Genomic DNA, 15,986 nt, shown 5'->3' with positions numbered 1-15,986 from the left:
CCTCCCGAACGACGGGGGAACCTCACGGCCGGACGGCCACCCAACTCCGCCGCGATCGACCAGAGCCAGCCCGTCATCCCGATGCTTGACCGGCGGTACCGCCGGTCAGCCCGCCGACTTGCTCGACGAACGTCCGGCGTGAACAGCTTGGCCGGTCGCAGAAGAACCGTCGCACCCGGAGCCGGACTGTGACTCGACGCGGACCCAACGGCCTCTCGTCCAGGGAGCGTTGGTACGTACTGTGCACGCGTTCCGCCCGCTTCCGGCAGTCCGGGCACCGGCCCGGACGACCCGTGGACTCCGCCTCCAGCACCAGGCCGCCGGAGACATCGTTGACGCGCTCCACTCGCACATCGATCCCAGCAAACAGCACATCCTCGATCGTCTTGCTCGCCACGCCAGGGAACACCGTGCTGAAACGATCCCTCGTTCCTACCCCTGACCTGGGGATTCACGAAACTGCGGTCAGAGCCAAATTCAAAGGGCGCCATCAGTCGGTCCAGTACGGGCCGAGGATCACCGCCGTGGGCGTATATCTGATGCACGGACAGTTCCCGTCGAAGCACCGCACCCGCGACCGCACTCGCGGAACTGTTCGGCGCGCCCATCGCCCCGGGCACGGTTGCCTCCTGGGTGCGGCGCTGTGCATCGCGTCTGACGGACTTCGCCTACCGGGCGGTCGAGAAGATCGCGGCAGCCCCGCTGGCGTTCTTCGACGAGACCGGGTTCCGCACCGCCGGGGCGAGGCACTGGCTGCACTCGGCCTCCACCGGCTCCTTCGTCCACCTCAGCGTCCACCGGCGCCGAGGCACCGAGGCGACCGACGCCGCCGGATACTGCCGCACTTCACCGGCCTGGCCATGCACGACGCCTGGGCCCCTATGACACCTACACCCACACGGAGCACGCCCTGTGCAGCGCGCACGTGCTGCGCGAACTGATCGCCGTCACCGAAACCGGCAGCGAAGCCGCCCGCTGTGCGGCCTACCGCGCCACCGACGCCCTCCTCGCGCTGAAGAAGGCCGCCGACACCGCCCGCGACACTGGCCCCACAGACCTATCCAGTTACGACCGGGGAACTCGCCGCACTGCGAACCGCGGTCACCGACGGCATCGCGGCCACTGCCGCCCGGTCCTCGAAGACCGAGGCCAAGCATCACGCCCTGTTCCAGCGGCTGGACCGCCGCTGGGACGACTACCTGCGCTGGGTCCACGACCCGGCCCTGCCCTTCGACAACAACGCGGCCGAGCAGACCATCCGCATGGCGAAACTCCGCATCAAAATCTCCGGAAGCCTGCGCACCTGCGCACCCTGCAAGGAGCCCGCGACTTCGCCGCGATCCGCACCTACTTCGCCACCGCCGACCGCCACGGCCAGCAGATGCTCGACGTCCTCACCCACGCCATGCGCGGCAGACCCTGGACACCCACCACCTCCTAATGACGTTGTCAACCCGCCACTGTGACAGGGAGTTCCCTTTGGAAGCACCGTCCGTCACGGATCAGGGCCCACAGGACATTCACCCGTCGCCGGGCCAGGGCGAGGACCGCCTGGGTATGCCGTTTACCTTCGGCGCGCTTGCGTTCGTAGAAGCGGCGGGATGCGTCGCAGTTGCGGATGCTGATGAGCGCGGAGGTGTAGAAGACGCGTTGCAGGCGGCGGTGGTAGCGCCGGGGACGGTGCAGGTTGCCGCTGACGTTGCCGGAGTCCCGGGGCACGGGAGCGACACCCGCGAAGCTGGCCAGGCGGTCGGAGCTGCCGAAGCGGCTCATATCGCCGGCGGTGGCGGCGAGGAACTCGGCGCCCATCAGCGGGCCGATGCCGGGCATGCTCTCGATCACTTCGGCGAGTTCGTGGTCGCGAAACCGGGCCGCAATGAGCTTGTCGATCTCGGCGATCTGCTCGTTGAGGCCCATCACCTCCTTCGCCAGGGTGTGGACCACCTGCGCGGTGATCTTCTCCCCAGGGACGGCGGTGTGCTGGCGCCCGGCCGCCTCCAGGGCGGCCTCGGCGAGGACTTCGGCACTGCGGACCTTGCGGTTCCTGAGCCACGTTTCCAGTCGGCTGCGGCCGGTTCGACGCAGGGCGGCCGGGGTCCGGTAGCCGGTCAGCAGGATCAACGGGCCGACGTTGCCGAGATCCATTGCTCGTTCCAACGCCGGGAAGATGCTGGTGAGTTGACCGCGAAGGCGATTGATCCGACGGGTGCGGTCCGCGTTGAGGTCAGCGCGGCGGTCCGTGAGGATCCGCAGTTCGACGGCCCGTTCGTCATCCGGCCGCAGGACCGTCAGGTCCCGCCGCATCCGGGCCTGGTCGGCGATGACGGTCGCATCCTTGGCGTCGGTCTTGCCCACGCCCCGGTAGCCGGCGGATGCCCGGCTGACCGCAAGGCCGGGTATGTAGACGAGCTGCTGGCCGTGGTTGAGGAGCACATTGATCAGCAGGGTGGCCATACCGTCGGCAACATCGACCGCCCACACCACGTCCTCGCTGATCGCCAGGACGTCAGCGAGCAGAGCCAGCAGTTCCGGCTCGTCGTTCAGTACTCTCCGCGACAGCAGCCGCCTGCCCTCGGCGTCCAGGACCACGCAGTGATGGTGCGTCTTGCCGATGTCCGTACCCGCCCAGATCTGGGCCACCTGTTCCTCCGGTCGTTCGTTGTGCACTGTTCTTCCGGACGACCTCGCCAGCGTGGTCCTACTCAGCGATGCACCCGCGGGGCCCGCAGCTCCTAATCAGCGGCCGAGTCGTCGTGAGACACCGGGCGGCCAGGTGGCGGGAACCATCGAGGGCAACCCCCTGAAAGCCACACCCGGTGTCTCTGGATCCCTGGACCTTACGACTGGCCCGTCCAACCCACACAACAACGTAGGACCCCCTGAAACCCCGGGCCACCCGGCGATCCCACACGCCCACCAGCCCCACAGACCTAACCAGTTACGAATAAGCAACCAACAAGGCCCCTCGGACATCAGTGTGATGGGTGAGATCACCACGCCAACGACAGGGGCCCTGCCTCGTCACCCACACCCTACCTGACCAGGCCTTTCACCCATCCAGAGCCGGGATGAAAAAGACTCATTGAACAGACCCGCCCGTCACCTCTTGAGCCGTGGTGTTGCGACGACCACAAGAACGGAAGACGATGAGGGGGCTACCGGAGCCTACCGGAACTTGGGCATAATCAGTGGGCCTTGTCGTATGCCTCACGCACTTCCGTGGGAACTCGACCACGGTCGCTGACCTCGTAGCCGGCCCCCTTGGCCCAGGCCCTAATCGCCGCGCTGTCGTCACGGCTAGCAGCCCTTTCCTGGCGGGGCTTGCGAGCTTTGCCGACCCGCCGACCAGACGTCCTGAAGAGTGCCATTGCTTCCAATAGTTGGTCGAAACTATCCGGATTCAGGTCAATTTCGTACTGTACGCCATCAATGGCGAAGGTGTGGGTGGTGGCCTCCGATGATTCTTCGCCCGTGAGGTCATCCGTGTAGACAGTTACGACTTTCTGAGCCATGGGCGCATCCTAACGGGTTGACCCGCGATTGATGTTGGGACGGCGCTATCGGGTTGTTGTGGGTGGCGTGAGGTGATCTTGATGTTGGGTCGTTGTGGGAGGGGTCGGTCGTGGGGTCCGAGGGGGCGTCGTCGTACAAGGGGTACTGCTTCCCGGCCGAGGTGATCGCTCACGCGGTGTGGCTGTATCACCGTTTTCCGCTCTCGTACCGGGAGGTCGAGGAGCTCCTCTTCGAGCGTGGCGTCGTCGTCTCGTACGAGTCGATCCGCGCCTGGTGCACCACGTTCGGCCCGGCCTACGCCAGACAACTGCGTCGCCGCCGGCCTCGCCCGGGCGACAAGTGGCACCTGGACGAGGTGTTCATCAAGGTCAACGGCCGGATGCGCTACCTCTGGCGCGCGGTGGACCAGGACGGCAACGTCCTCGACATTCTCGTCACGGACAAGCGGGACACCACGGCGGCGAAGCGGTTCTTCCGCAAGCTCCTCAAGGAGTACGCGTACCTGCCCCGCGTGATCGTCACCGACAAACTCCGCTCCTACGACGCCACCCACCGCCAGGTCATGCCCTCGGTCGAGCACCGCACCTCGAAGTACCTAAACAACCGGGCCGAGAACAGCCAACAGCCCACCAGACAACGCGAACGCGCCATGAAGAACTTCCCCCCGTCGGAGCGGCCCAGACATCCCTTGCCTGCTTCTCCCAGATCTCCTCACACTTCCGACCCCGGCGGCACCTGCTCACAGCCAGTGACTACCGCACCGAAATGACCGAACACTTCACCGTCTGGAAGACCGTCACCGCCGCGACCGTGACCGGCTGACCAAGGCGCCACCGCGAACACACCCGCACCCTCATCACACCCCAACTCACCACCCACACCAACAACTCGACAACGCCCTTCAGCGGACTGAGCGCTGAAACGGTGGCGACCATCGAGAAGGTGCTCACCGGAGTCGCCCGAGTCAGCGGCCAGCTCGTCAAGAAGGGCGCGGAAAACTTCGCCACGAACTTCGTCGCCGACTCCGGCAGCCAGATGATCAACCAGGCGTTGACCGGGCAGAAGGTGACGGTGGGCGATGACTTCGACACAGCCGCCAAAGAGGCCACGGGCACAGCCCTGTTCGCCGCGGGAGGAGCCTCGCTCGCGGACGGCGCCAAGCTGACCGGCGCGGTCGGCAAGGTGCTCAGTGGTGGAGGCAAGGCCGGCAACGCCGCCAACGGCGCGCTCGGCAACATCGCCGGCGGCCTCACCGCCGACCTGACGGACGACAGCAAGGACACCGTGAGCACGGTGTGGGACGTGGGCACGAACGCCGCCACGGGAGCCACCGGCAACGCTGGGGGCCACAAGGTCTTCCAGGGCATGGAGGAGCACGGCAGCTTCGGCGGCAGGCACCTCAGCGACCGAGGCAAGGTCGCCGATGCCGCCTACAAGAACTCCGTCGGCACCGGCATCAACACCGCGGTCTACGAGGCAGGTGCCGGCATCGAGTCCGACATGCAGGACTTGGCCAAGAAAGCCGAGTGAGGTTCCCCCGAGATGCGGAGGATGGTGACAGAGGGTCAGATGGTTCTCATGAGAGGAACATCGACCATGGCTGCCCCCAGGAAGTACTCGCTGGAGTTGCGCGAGCGTGCGGTGCGGATGTACCGGACCTCCGACCCGAAGCCCCAGATCAAGCGACTGGCTATCGAGCTCGGCGTGCATCCCGAGGCCCTGCGCGGCTGGATCCGGCAGGCCGAGGCCGATGCCGGCGAGCGGGACGACCGGCTGACCAGCGACGAACGCGTCGAACTCGCCGCGCTTCGCAAGGAGAACGCCCAGCTCAAGCGCGCGAACGAAGTTCTGCGGACGGCCTCGGCTTTTTTCGCGGCGCAACTCGACCCGACCCGGCCCAGGTGACGGGGCTCCTCGACGAGCACCCTGACCTGGGAGTCGAGTGCGTCCTGCGGGAACTGCACATCGCCTCCTCCACCTACTACCGCTGGCGCCGCGCCGAGAAGCAGCCGTGCGAGCGGCGGCGTCGCGACGTCGAGCTGACCGAGCGGATCAAGGAGATCCACACCGAGTCCGGCGGGATCTACGGCTCTCCGCGCGTGCATGCCGTGCTGAAACGCGAGGGCACACGCGTGGGCCGCAAGCGGGTCGAGCGCCTGATGCGCGAGGCCGACCTGGCGGGCATCAGCCCGCGCCGCACAGGCTTCACGCGCCGGGATCCGAAGGCCACACTCGCCCCGGACCTGGTCAACCGGGACTTCACCGCACCGGCGCCGAACCGGCTGTGGGTCACCGACCTGACGATGATCTCGACCGGCGAGGGCCCGCTGTGGCTGTCGGCGATCCGGGACCAGGGCGCGATCTTTCTCAGAGGACGGGCTTGATGAGGTCGAGCGCGTGGTCGGGGTGTGACCGGTAGTGATCAACGGCGGCGGCATGGTTGTGCCAGCCGGCGAGCTCGGCCAGGGCGAGGGCGGTGTTGCGCAGGGCGGCCATGACGCGGGGCGCGTTGCCAATGCGGATCTTTGAGGCGTCCTCGCGCAGGGTCACGTCTCTCACGTGGTGCAGGGCTTCCACGCCCCAGTGCTCGCGGACGTGTTCGCCGAGGTGGGGGACGGTGGCCTGGTGCATGGTCAGGTCGGTGAGCGCGTAGACGCGTTCGAGGGTGAGTTTGCCGGTGGACAGTACGCGGCGGCGGCGCACGATCTGCAGGGCCTGAGCCGCGTGGGGAAAGGGCAGGTCGGGAACGGTGACTGCCTTGATCCTGCGGATCTCGTCACGGCCGTGCGCGGTGGCGCGGGTGTAGCCCATCAGCGGGACCTCCTTCCAGGGCAGCTGCTTCAACCGGGCGTGCAGCGTGGGGTGGTTGGCCTTGATCAGGGCGATGTAGTGCGCGTTCTTCTCCTCGACCAGGAAGCGGGCGTGGTCGTGCTGGGTGAGCAGGGCGTCGAAGGTGACCACCGTGTCGGTCAGATCGAGCTCTGCCAGCAGGGGCTGGAAGGCGGTGATTTCGTTGCTCTTGGTCTCGACCTGGCGCTGGGCGATCACGGCACGGGTGCCGTGCAGGCAGGCGGCCAGTAGGTGGACGGCGCGCTGATCGCGGGTGCGTGAGCCGCGGACCGTCTTGCCGTCCACCGCGACGGCCCCTCTCTTGCGTGGGCCGGTGCCCTGCGGGGTGGCGAGCGGATCGGCGTGCTGGAGCTGGACCCAGGCGCCGAGGGCGTCATCGAGCAGGTCGGCGTCCAGCCGACGCAGCAGCCGGGCCAGTGTGATCGCGCGGGGGACGCCGCGCGCCAGGCCGATGCGCTGCCGGTCCGCGAGGGACAGGCCGATGGCGAAGCGGGTGATGGTGGCCCAGCCGGTGGCCCCGGCAAGAACGGCGAGCGTGCACAGGGTCAGCAGGGCGCCGAGGGAGTAGCGCCGTCCGCGCCGACAGCGCGGGTCGGGCAACTGGTCGAGGAAGCCGGCCAGATCGGCCAGGCGCCAGGCGTCGTACGTGCCGCTGTCCGGCAACTGGTCATGGTGGCGGGTGACGGCAGAGATCAGGGAAGATGACATGCGAACGCGGCTCCGGTACGTGATCAACGGCTTCGACACCTTGATCATCCGGAGCCGCGTCTCGTTTCACCAACGCCGCAGACCAGGCAACTCGACCATCCATGATGGACCATGACGTCTCGCCCCCCGAGAAGGTTCATCGCCCTGGATCCGGGACGCGTTCTCCCGCCGGGTGGTGGCCTGGGAGACCTCCGCCCGCGCGGACGCCGACCTGGTCCTGACCACGCTGGAGTACGCCCTCGCGTCCCGCGAGGTCGAGCCCGGCAAGCTCATCCACCATGCCGACCACGGCTGTCAGTACACATCCATCAAGCTCACAACTCGCCTGCTGCGGGCAGGAGTTGACGCGTCCATGGGCTCCGTCGGGGACAGCCACGACAACGCCCTCGCGGAGAACCTGTGGATGCTGATCAAGACCGAGTGCGTGCGCGGCCGCGTCTTCGCCACACGTGCCGAGGCGAACCTCGCGCTCTTCGAGTACACAGACGGCTTCTATAACTCCCGCCGCACCCAGGAACGACTCGGCTTCCTCAGCCCGATCGAATTCGAGGAGAAGTACTACGCCGAGCAGGCAACGGCCGAACGAGCGAACCTGAAACCCCGTCAACCCCTCCTGACCAGCTGATCAGCGCCTCCCGAACGACGGGGGAACCTCACAAGATCTGAGGCTGTAGTACCTGCCCCTAAGGGGCTCTTGTTGGGAAGGCTTTAGGCGGTACCGGTCTGCCAGACTGGCGAGCGTACGTGAAATCACTCTCCCTCATTTGGCTGACGCAAGGCTGGATTCAAGCTGCTTCAGCAGTTTGCCGAGCTGACATGACCTTCCCGCGCCGGCTGTTCCGTCACTTCCGATGAGTCCCTGGTGACTGTCTCCGGGGCTCGGAAAGCAGTCACTTATGCCTCCCCCTGCTCCGTATAGCACTCCTGGTATCTACGTCGAGGAACAGCTCAGCGGTATGCGTTCCATCGCTGGCGTCAGTACTTCCGTTCCTGCCTTCATCGGATTCACCCTCACCGGACCCGCTGAACCCACCCTCGTACGCTCCTGGAATGAGTTCACGGACATTTACGGTCCTCCACCAGCAGGTGCTGTGGCAAGTGAGATGGTTTATACCGCCTCCCGTGCATCTTCGGGTTATATTCCGGAAGAGCTTGATAGCTGGCGTGACATCGTCGCAATCACCGCGGGCTTGATGCACACGGTGGGGGTGGACAAGAATGGCGAGGTTCACTACACCCGCAGCGGCGGAGATTGGGGTTATATTCCGGAAGAGCTTGATAGCTGGCGTGACATCGTCGCAATCACCGCGGGCTTGATGCACACGGTGGGGGTGGACAAGAATGGCGAGGTTCACTACACCCGCAGCGGCGGAGATTGGGGTTATATTCCGGAAGAGCTTGATAGCTGGCGTGACATCGTCGCAATCGCCGCGAGCAGGATTCACACGGTGGGGGTGGACAAGAATGGCGAGGTTCACTACACCCGCAGCGGCGGAGATTCGGGTTATATTCCGGAAGAGCTTGATAGCTGGCGTGACATCGTCGCAATCGCCGCGGGCTTGATGCACACGGTGGGGGTGGACAAGAATGGCGAGGTTCACTACACCCGCAGCGGCGCAGATTCGGGTTATCTTCCGGAAGAGCTTGATAGCTGGCGTGACATCGTCGCAATCGCCGCGGGCAATTATCACACGGTGGGGGTGGACAAGAATGGCGAGGTTCACTACACCCGCAGCGGCGCAGATACGGGTTATCTTCCGGAAGAGCTTGATAGCTGGCGTGACATCGTCGCAATCGCCGCGGGCAATTATCACACGGTGGGGGTGGACAAGAATGGCGAGGTTCACTACACCCGCAGCGGCGAAGATACGGGTTATATTCCGGAAGAGCTTGATAGCTGGCGTGACATCGTCGCAATCGCCGCGGGCGAGTATCACACGGTGGGGGTGGCTCATCAGGAGGCTGGGCTGACTTTTTCGTTGTGGGATGCGGTTTATGGATTTTTCTCCAACGGTGGCGGAGTGTGTTGGGTAGCCGGAATACGCACCACAAGCGATGAAGGGATCGTTCTACCGGCGGATGAGCTGATCGAGCGTATTATCGGGGAGTCTCAAAGTCTTCCCGGGGTCGGTTTGACCGCACTGGAGAGAGTTCCTGAGGTCACCATGGTCACGATCCCCGATGTCTGGAATATCCCCGGGATCACCGAAGCTCGAGCGGCGGGAATTTGGCAGAAGGCGGCGCAACATTGCGCGAATGAAAACCGAATGGTGATTATGGACCCGCCGAAGGGAGCGAACCCGGACAGGGTGCAGGCGTACGTGCGGGAACTCGGGCTGACGGATACGGACAGTCGGTACGCGGCACTGTACTACCCGTGGGTGGAGACATCCCGCGGCCACCTGGTACCACCGTCGGGACCTGTGTCAGGAGTGTGGTGCAAAGCGGACCGAGAGAAGGGAGTGCACAAGGCCCCAGCCAACATAGCGCTACAGGATGTAAAGGCCTTGGAGCGGGAACTGACCGACCGCGATCAGGATCCGCTCAACGCCGAAGGCATCAACTGTCTCCGCTCCTTCCCAGGCTGGGGCAACCGCGTATGGGGCGCGCGCACCCTGTCGAAGGAAGACCAGTGGCGGTACGTGAACCTACGCCGCTTGATGAACTACCTCGAAGAATCCCTCAAGCTCGGCACACGCTGGGCCGTCTTCGAACCGAACGATCAGCAACTCCGCGACACCTTGTGCGCAAATGTCTCCCAGTTTTTGAAGACACAATGGCGCTCAGGTGCCCTGCAGGGAGCCATCGCACGGGAGGCATTTTACGTCGTATGCGACGAAAGCAACAACACCCCCGAGACTATCGCCGCTGCCAAGGTCATCTGCGACGTCGGTGTCGCCTTGGTACGCCCGGCGGAGTTCATCGTCTTCCGGATTTCCCAGGCCCATCAGGAAGCTCGAGCCGTATAAGAAACCTTCGGTGATCCTCGATCCACCCCCCGGCAATGCCGCTGCGTTTAGGGCTTGCCGATCAATACCGACTTCGGCTCGTCAGGGTGATCTTTCATGAAACCCCTGACGTTGCTGGGGTATTGGTCGTATTCCGTTGTGTGTGAGGTATGCGGATGGGGGCGGACTGACCGCTGCGGGGCCGTACGAGTACAGGCGGCCGAGTTGTTCGAGCAGGAGATCAAGCCGTCGGAGGTCGCACAGCGCCTGCGGGTGAGTCGGAAATCGGCCTACCAGTGGCATCAGTTGTGGCGGGACGGCGGGCCTGGGGCCCTGGCGTCCCGTGGTCCAGGCGGATCGCGGTGTCGTCTGTCCCCGCGCTGTCTGGAGAAACCGCCGCCTGCCTCGAACAGGGTCCGGCCGCGCACGGCTGGGTGGAGGTGAGGGGCCTCGCGTTTTCCGGACAGTCGTCTGGCGGTCTATTTCACGCGGCTATTCGCAGCTTCTGGTGCTCGGCGTGGACTTCGCGGGGAGGGTGGTACCCCACTGCCGAGTGAAGGCGCTTGCGATTGTACCAGAATTCTATGTATCGAGTGATGTCCTGTCGTGCGGCCTCGCGGGTCAAGTACGTGACGCGCGATACGCGTTCGTTCTTGAGGACTCCGAAGAATGATTCGGCCATCGCGTTGTCGAAACAGATCCCCGTGCGCCCGGCGGACTTTCGGAGTTGAAGCTTCTTGAGGACATCTGCGAACTCGGTGGACATGGAGTTGCTGCCGCGATCGCTATGAAATATCGCGCCCTTGGTGAGCTTGCGGTTTCGTGCCGCGTTACGGATAGCCCGGACGATGAGCGGCGTCCGGTAGTGGTCATCCATTGCGTAGCCGATAACTTCCTTGCTGCAGCAGTCGATAATGGTCGCGAGATAAAGCCAGCCCTCTGTCGTCGGTATGTAGGTGATGTCGCCGACAAGTTTTTCGCCGGGTGTGTCGGCGGTGAAGTCGCGGCCGACAAGGTCTGGCACCAGGCTGGCCGTGGCTTGGGTGAGGCCGAAACGATTCGGCCTCGGCTGGCAGGGTTCCAGGCCCATCTCGCGCATGAGGCGGCGGACCAGCTCCGGGCCGACGGCGCGGCCCCAGCGGGCCAGCTGGGCGTGGACGCGCCGGTAGCCATAGGTGCTGTCGGATTCCTCGAATGCCTTCTTGATGAGCATTTTCAGTTCCTCGCGCCGCTTGGCTGTTGCGGATTCTGGACGGTCGCGCCATTCGTAGTAGCCGGATCTGCAAACGCCGAGTCTGCTGCACATGAACTCGACGCTGTAGACGTACTCCGCCGTATCAAGTCGCATCTCATCGATGAACTCGTACTTGCTCGCTACCGGGGATCCTTCGCGAAGTACGCTGCGGCTTTTTGTCAGGAAGGCGTTCTCCATCTCGAGCTCGTGGTTGCGCCGTTCCAGCTCTTTCAGTCGCGCACGCTCACTGACGGGCAGGCCGGCATCGGCGGGCAACTCATTCCGCTTCTGGTGCTTCTTCATCCAGCCACGGAGCGTCTCCGGATTCATCTCGAGTTCCCGGCCGACCTCGGTGACCGTCTTGCTCGAACTCAAGGCAATCCGGACGGCTTCCTCACGGAACTCCGGGGAGTACTTTCTCGGTGCCACTGCTTGTTCCTCGTTCCCTGTTCCAGGCGATCCTATTGGACGCCTGTCCGGAAACCTCGAGGCACCTCAAGAGGTTGACGAAGACGAGTTCCTGGTCGTCCTGGGGCAGCAGCCGGGCCCGCTCGTACGTGTAGTCGGCGTAGAGGCCGACCACGTCGGTGGTGACCGGGATCGCGCGGGGAACGCGGGCCTTTGCCAGAGCCCCGTTGGTGTTGTCTCGCCGACGCCGGGCGTGGACGTGCGGGCCGGCCGCTGGGCAGCCCAGGACCCGCGAGTCCGACAGCAGGTGCATGTCCTGGCGGTGCAGGCCGAGCGGTTCACCAATCCGCATGCCGGTGACCGCACCGAGGGAGACCAGGAACCGGTCCCGGACGTTGCGAGTGGTCTCGACCAGCGTCGGGATCTGGTCCGGCATCAGGAACTCGAAGGGCTCTTCGACCTCGTTGAACTTCAGCGACGGGTTCGTGTTGCTGTGGTCGTGGGCGGGCGGGGCCAGGGGTTCCCAGATGGCGTCGTTGTCGTACGCGTAGGCGGCGTCGGTGAGCCAGGTCAGGTCCGTCAGGCGGTGGTCGCGAGCCAGGCGCAGGCCCTGGCGTAGGCAGGCGATAAGCAGGGTGCGGCTGGTGGCCGCGGTGGAGGTGCCCTGCCACTGGTCGGTGTTCTGTCCCGGGAGGTTGTGGACGGGTGATGCAGGTCTCGGTTGCGGGATCTTGAACGGGTGAGGGCCTTCCGGGTTCGGTGTGGATTGCGACGTCTACACCGACCGAAAGGCCCTCGTGCCCCACCGTAATGCACCCCTGACCGAGACCGGCCGGCTGCGTCTGGCCCGCTGCGTCGTCGAGGACGGCTGGACCCTACGGCGGGCCGCCGAACGCTTCCAGGTCTCCCCGACCACGGCCCAACGATGGGCCGGCCGCTACCGAGTCCTGGGCGAGGCCGGCATGACCGACCGCTCCTCCCGCCCCCACCACAGCCCACGCCGGACACCGACCCGCACCGAACGCCGGATCATCAAGCTCCGCATCCTGCGCCGCTGGGGGCCAGCCCGCATCGCCGGCCTGCTCGGCCTGGTCCCCTCAACGGTGCATCGAGTGCTGACCCGCTACCAGCTGGCCCGGCTCACGCACCTGGACCGCGCGACCAGCCGAGCCATACGCCGCTACGAACGCGAACGGCCCGGCGAGCTGGTGCACGTGGACATCAAGAAACTCGGCAACATCCCCGACGGCGGCGGACACAAGGTGCTGGGCCGCCACGCCGGCCGCAAAACCCGTTCCGGCACCGGCTACAGCTACATCCACACCGCCGTCGACGACCACTCCCGCCTCGCCTACAGCGAGATCCTGACCGACGAGAAGAAGGAGACCGCGACCGCCTTCTGGACCCGGGCCCAGGAGTTCTTCACCTCGTGCGGGATCACTGTCGAGCGGGTCCTGACCGACAACGGCTCCTGCTACAAGTCCCACCTGTGGCGCGATGCCTTGGCCGCCGCAGGCATCGCCCACAAGCGCACCCGACCCTACCGGCCCCAGACCAACGGCAAAGTCGAGCGCCTGAACCGCACCCTGCTCGACGAATGGGCCTACGCCAAGCCCTACCGCACCGAGCAGGAACGACGCGACGCCTACCCCGCCTGGCTGCACACCTACAATCACCACCGCGGACACACCGCGCTGAAAGGTCAGCCACCCGCCAGCCGCGTCCCCAACCTCACGGGTCAATACAGCTAGGTGGCTACCTGGCGGACGAGGTCGTTGTCCGCCTCGATGCGTTCCGCGCCGCTGAGACTGTCGTGGATCTGGCCGACGACCACTGCGATGGGGCCCTGCCTCTGCTGGGCGAGCAGGGGGGCGATCGCGTTCATCAGGACGCTCTTGCCGACGCCGGTCGGTGCGTTGAGGACTCTGATGGCTCCGGCGGGCAGTTGGAGGCGGGTGACAGGGCGGTCCTCGGCGTCGAGGAGCTTGTCGAAGAACGCGGTCAGCAGGCCGGGTGTCCACCCATGACGGTCGGGGGTGGCGGCCGCCTGTCAGCGCGCCAGGTGCAGCACCTTCTTGCGGGACACCGTCGTGGTGGGCCGGTAGGCGGCGGTACGCAGCCGCAGCGGAAGCACCTGGGCGTCTTTCTCGGTGTCGGGGATCGTCACCACCGAGGGTTCGCGTCCGCCGAAGCACCACTGCCCGGGGCCGGCCACGGGCAGCGGGCTGCGGGCCTGGTAAAAGAGCTCCTCAGCCTCGCTCACCAGCTGCTTTGCCAGCCGCAGGGGGTTTTGTGCGTGCGCCACGACCAGGTACCGGGCCTCCCGGGGCGGTACATCCTCCGGCAGGCAGTACAGGCCGTCCGGGCTGGCAGCGTAGGCGCGGGCCATGGCATAGAACGTGTCCCGGCTGGCCAGGTCGTCTTCTCGCACATGCCAGTACCGGCCGGCCAGTTCCCGTACCCGGCGCGGCAGGCGGGGCCACTGGTCCCACAGATCCACGCGCGCGGCGGCCCAGATGTAGTAGGCCTGGTCCAGCGGGACGACCAGCTCACCCTGAGGGTTGCGGAAGCCGAAGTACATCTCGGCGATCGCCAGCGGCACCGCGCCGTCAGCCGCCGCAGCTCCCACTCCTCAGGCCTCACTGCGGCGCTCCGGATGCCGTCTTGATGCGCTTGACCAGCCGGCTGAGGGTGGTCACCGTGATAAGGCGGCCGCGGAGCCTGGCGGCGAGGTAGTGCCGCTCGCGGTCCTGGTGGTCAGGGAGCACAATCGTCAGCGGGCACCGCGGCGGCTCGCGTTCCATCAGCGCGTCGCCGAGGGCGACCACCGACTCCCATGCTTTGGCGTCCGCCCGGAAGTGCTGTGTGCGCCGGCCCGGCACCGCCACCGTGATGTGCAGGTCGTACTCGTCCGGCCGCAGCTCGCCGGGCCACATCTCCACAGTGACGTGCGGAAGGTCGGCGACCTCGTTGCGCAGGTGCAGTTCCATCAGTGTCGGCAGGACCCCGTAGCGCCACACCGGGCGGGCCAGGGCCAGGTGTTCCGTGCTGGCCGGCAGCCCTTGCACGGGTGTTGCCTTCTTCCCCGTGCCGACCAGCTCAGGCGGGCCCGCACCAGCAGGACTGGCGGTGCGGCGGTAGTGCACGCCGCGGGGTGCGTGGGCCTCGCACCGCACCTCGACCGTCGCTGCGTGCTGTGCCACCCGCATCGGCCAGTGGCACAGCGGGCAGGGGTACACCAGCCCCGCCGGAACCACCAAAGTCATCCGACGCGACAGAAACCCCGGCTGAAGTGAAGCGCGCAGTCACACAGCGGTGCGCGGCCGCTTGAGTCCGGTTCCGGTCAGTAGGAGACGTCGAAGTAGTCGATGTCGGTGACGGCGACCTCGAGGCCCGCGGCGCGGCGTCCGCCATCCTTGAAGTACACCTCCTGCAGTCCTTCGGCGACGATGTCCCGCATCTGCTGGTCGGTGGCGCCCTGCTGCTGGGCGTCGAACAGACGACGGGCGTAGGCCGGCGGAAGGTGGACGGTCAGGCGGCGCATCCGGCCGTCGTCGGTAGTGCCGATCGGCGCGGTATAGCCGAACCGGGCCCGGGTCTCCACGGTGATGCCGGTGCTGGTGGCGGCCTGTTTCCGGCGGCGCCCTCGGACCTTCGGCTGCCAGCGGGCGCGTACGGCCGTGTCGATCCGGTCCGCGATGGGCTTGGGCGGGTGTTTGCGCTCGCCGGTGCGGTAACGCTCCACCGAGCGCTGGCTGACGCCGAGCTCGGCGGCAACGGCCTTGGTGGTCTTCATCTGCCCCACCAGGAAGTTGATGCGCGCTTTGAGGCTCTTGGGTGGCTGACGGGTGAACGCTTCCTGATCGGCTCGCTCGATAGCGCCCTCAATCTCCCCCACCGGTCAGCTCCCGTCCGTGAACAGGCTGTGGCCGTAGCGCTGAGGGATCAGGCGGGCGTCGGCGGCCGGGGCGAGGTCCACGACCAGGCGCTCGCCCACACCGGAGGCCGTGGTGGCGTCGGGTGTGAGGTAGCCGAGGGCGCGCAGTTCGCCGACCGCCTTGCGGAAGGCGTCGCGGCCCTCGGCGGCCAGGCGCTCATCGCGGGTGAGGGAGATCAGTTCGCTGACCGTGGGGGCCTGGCCGGGGGTGTAGCCGGTGGCGAGTTCGGCCAGGACGCCGCGGGCGCGCCAGGTCAGGCGCATGTCCCGCATCGCCCGCGCCAACAGTGCCGGGTCATGGGCGGGCGGGGCGGTGGGAACGGGCCACTGCGGAGGCGCGGCGTCGGTGGTGGTCATCGGGTACGGCTCCTTCGGTGCGGTTGAGGTG

General features: G+C 66.2%; 19 protein-coding genes and 2 pseudogenes. 10 read left to right on the top strand and 11 right to left on the bottom strand.

Annotated features, from left to right (window positions below):
- Positions 1 to 73: 73 nt before the first annotated feature.
- Positions 74 to 313, bottom strand: coding sequence for a transposase family protein (locus PV796_RS42520; RefSeq protein ID WP_446750731.1), 240 nt, complete (start codon positions 311 to 313; stop codon positions 74 to 76).
- Positions 314 to 591: 278 nt separating this feature from the next.
- On the opposite strand from PV796_RS42520, the gene PV796_RS40450 reads away from it, so the two are divergent.
- Together PV796_RS40450 and PV796_RS42515 are read left to right on the top strand one after the other, a co-directional pair.
- Positions 592 to 885, top strand: a complete 294-nt coding sequence (locus PV796_RS40450; RefSeq protein ID WP_342456991.1) for an IS66 family transposase — start codon at positions 592 to 594, stop codon at positions 883 to 885.
- A gap of 158 nt (positions 886 to 1,043) precedes the next feature.
- A complete protein-coding gene (locus tag PV796_RS42515) occupies positions 1,044 to 1,466 on the top strand; it encodes an IS66 family transposase (RefSeq protein WP_446750730.1) in 423 nt (140 codons plus the stop codon).
- On the opposite strand, the gene PV796_RS40445 is transcribed toward PV796_RS42515, so the two are convergent.
- Positions 1,450 to 2,640: an IS110 family transposase gene (locus PV796_RS40445; RefSeq protein ID WP_274919660.1), complete on the bottom strand. Its 1,191-nt coding sequence runs from the start codon at positions 2,638 to 2,640 to the stop codon at positions 1,450 to 1,452. The genes PV796_RS42515 and PV796_RS40445 overlap by 17 nt on opposite strands.
- A gap of 545 nt (positions 2,641 to 3,185) precedes the next feature.
- On the bottom strand, positions 3,186 to 3,512 hold the full coding sequence (locus PV796_RS40440) for a histone-like nucleoid-structuring protein Lsr2 (protein ID WP_274919485.1): 327 nt from the start codon (positions 3,510 to 3,512) through the stop codon (positions 3,186 to 3,188).
- A 110-nt stretch (positions 3,513 to 3,622) separates the two neighbouring features.
- Between PV796_RS40440 and PV796_RS40435 the strand changes: the two are divergent.
- From PV796_RS40435 to PV796_RS40420, 4 genes and pseudogenes are all read left to right on the top strand, one after another.
- Positions 3,623 to 4,335, top strand: a pseudogene (locus PV796_RS40435) (IS6 family transposase).
- A 102-nt stretch (positions 4,336 to 4,437) separates the two neighbouring features.
- Complete coding sequence (locus PV796_RS40430) at positions 4,438 to 5,043, top strand: hypothetical protein (RefSeq protein ID WP_274919484.1); 606 nt, start codon at positions 4,438 to 4,440, stop codon at positions 5,041 to 5,043.
- Positions 5,044 to 5,109: 66 nt separating this feature from the next.
- Positions 5,110 to 5,418, top strand: coding sequence for a transposase (locus PV796_RS40425; RefSeq protein ID WP_274919483.1), 309 nt, complete (start codon positions 5,110 to 5,112; stop codon positions 5,416 to 5,418).
- Positions 5,415 to 5,897 (top strand): IS3 family transposase, encoded by a 483-nt coding sequence (locus PV796_RS40420; RefSeq protein WP_274919482.1) that lies wholly within the window; start codon positions 5,415 to 5,417, stop codon positions 5,895 to 5,897. Before PV796_RS40425 ends, PV796_RS40420 begins: the two co-directional genes overlap by 4 nt.
- Here the strand turns inward: PV796_RS40420 and PV796_RS40415 are convergent.
- Complete coding sequence (locus PV796_RS40415) at positions 5,881 to 7,071, bottom strand: ISAs1 family transposase (protein ID WP_274919481.1); 1,191 nt, start codon at positions 7,069 to 7,071, stop codon at positions 5,881 to 5,883. The genes PV796_RS40420 and PV796_RS40415 overlap by 17 nt on opposite strands.
- A gap of 148 nt (positions 7,072 to 7,219) precedes the next feature.
- Between PV796_RS40415 and PV796_RS40410 the strand changes: the two genes are divergently transcribed.
- The 3 genes and pseudogenes from PV796_RS40410 to PV796_RS40400 form a co-directional block, all read left to right on the top strand.
- Positions 7,220 to 7,696, top strand: a complete 477-nt coding sequence (locus tag PV796_RS40410; RefSeq protein WP_274919659.1) for an IS3 family transposase — start codon at positions 7,220 to 7,222, stop codon at positions 7,694 to 7,696.
- 331 nt (positions 7,697 to 8,027) lie between these two features.
- A complete protein-coding gene (locus tag PV796_RS40405) occupies positions 8,028 to 10,040 on the top strand; it encodes a phage tail sheath C-terminal domain-containing protein (RefSeq protein WP_274919480.1) in 2,013 nt (670 codons plus the stop codon).
- Positions 10,041 to 10,182: 142 nt separating this feature from the next.
- Positions 10,183 to 10,459: pseudogene (locus tag PV796_RS40400) on the top strand (helix-turn-helix domain-containing protein); the annotation flags it as partial.
- Between the two features lie 44 nt (positions 10,460 to 10,503).
- Here PV796_RS40400 and PV796_RS40395 read toward each other — a convergent pair.
- Positions 10,504 to 11,718, bottom strand: a complete 1,215-nt coding sequence (locus PV796_RS40395) for an IS3 family transposase (RefSeq protein ID WP_446750729.1) — start codon at positions 11,716 to 11,718, stop codon at positions 10,504 to 10,506.
- Positions 11,648 to 12,097, bottom strand: coding sequence for a tyrosine-type recombinase/integrase (locus PV796_RS40390; RefSeq protein WP_274919477.1), 450 nt, complete (start codon positions 12,095 to 12,097; stop codon positions 11,648 to 11,650). The genes PV796_RS40395 and PV796_RS40390 overlap by 71 nt, the downstream gene beginning before the upstream one ends.
- Before the next feature lie 361 nt (positions 12,098 to 12,458).
- Here PV796_RS40390 and PV796_RS40385 point away from each other — a divergent pair, with 361 nt between their 5' ends.
- Positions 12,459 to 13,412, top strand: a complete 954-nt coding sequence (locus PV796_RS40385) for an IS481 family transposase (protein ID WP_274911660.1) — start codon at positions 12,459 to 12,461, stop codon at positions 13,410 to 13,412.
- Here PV796_RS40385 and PV796_RS40380 read toward each other — a convergent pair.
- From PV796_RS40380 to PV796_RS40360, 5 genes are all read right to left on the bottom strand, one after another.
- A complete protein-coding gene (locus PV796_RS40380) occupies positions 13,409 to 13,546 on the bottom strand; it encodes a hypothetical protein (RefSeq protein ID WP_274919476.1) in 138 nt (45 codons plus the stop codon). The two genes, PV796_RS40385 and PV796_RS40380, sit on opposite strands and share 4 nt — an antisense overlap.
- A 165-nt stretch (positions 13,547 to 13,711) precedes the next feature.
- On the bottom strand, positions 13,712 to 14,263 hold the full coding sequence (locus PV796_RS40375) for a hypothetical protein (protein ID WP_274919475.1): 552 nt from the start codon (positions 14,261 to 14,263) through the stop codon (positions 13,712 to 13,714).
- A gap of 37 nt (positions 14,264 to 14,300) precedes the next feature.
- Entirely contained in the window at positions 14,301 to 14,927 is a 627-nt protein-coding gene (locus PV796_RS40370; RefSeq protein WP_274919474.1) for a restriction endonuclease-related protein, read from the bottom strand.
- A 77-nt stretch (positions 14,928 to 15,004) separates the two neighbouring features.
- On the bottom strand, positions 15,005 to 15,559 hold the full coding sequence (gene tpg / locus PV796_RS40365; protein ID WP_274919473.1) for a telomere-protecting terminal protein Tpg: 555 nt from the start codon (positions 15,557 to 15,559) through the stop codon (positions 15,005 to 15,007).
- A 3-nt stretch (positions 15,560 to 15,562) separates the two neighbouring features.
- Complete coding sequence (locus tag PV796_RS40360) at positions 15,563 to 15,955, bottom strand: hypothetical protein (RefSeq protein ID WP_274919472.1); 393 nt, start codon at positions 15,953 to 15,955, stop codon at positions 15,563 to 15,565.
- Positions 15,956 to 15,986: the final 31 nt, after the last annotated feature.

The organism is Streptomyces sp. WZ-12 (assembly GCF_028898845.1).
GTDB lineage: Bacteria > Actinomycetota > Actinomycetes > Streptomycetales > Streptomycetaceae > Streptomyces.
The sequence above is the reverse complement of the archived record's forward strand: the minus strand, read 5'-3'. Positions and strand labels throughout refer to the sequence as shown.

Excerpts from the sequence above, each read along its gene's own strand:
- PV796_RS40440 (WP_274919485.1), bottom strand. The coding sequence starts at position 3,512 with ATGGCTCAGAAAGTCGTAACTGTCTACACGGATGACCTCACGGGCGAA.
- PV796_RS40425 (WP_274919483.1), top strand. The coding sequence starts at position 5,110 with ATGGCTGCCCCCAGGAAGTACTCGCTGGAGTTGCGCGAGCGTGCGGTG.
- PV796_RS40415 (WP_274919481.1), bottom strand. The coding sequence starts at position 7,071 with ATGTCATCTTCCCTGATCTCTGCCGTCACCCGCCACCATGACCAGTTG.
- PV796_RS40405 (WP_274919480.1), top strand. The coding sequence starts at position 8,028 with ATGCGTTCCATCGCTGGCGTCAGTACTTCCGTTCCTGCCTTCATCGGA.
- PV796_RS40390 (WP_274919477.1), bottom strand. The coding sequence starts at position 12,097 with ATGCCGGACCAGATCCCGACGCTGGTCGAGACCACTCGCAACGTCCGG.
- PV796_RS40380 (WP_274919476.1), bottom strand. The coding sequence starts at position 13,546 with ATGAACGCGATCGCCCCCCTGCTCGCCCAGCAGAGGCAGGGCCCCATC.
- PV796_RS40370 (WP_274919474.1), bottom strand. The coding sequence starts at position 14,927 with ATGACTTTGGTGGTTCCGGCGGGGCTGGTGTACCCCTGCCCGCTGTGC.
- PV796_RS40360 (WP_274919472.1), bottom strand. The coding sequence starts at position 15,955 with ATGACCACCACCGACGCCGCGCCTCCGCAGTGGCCCGTTCCCACCGCC.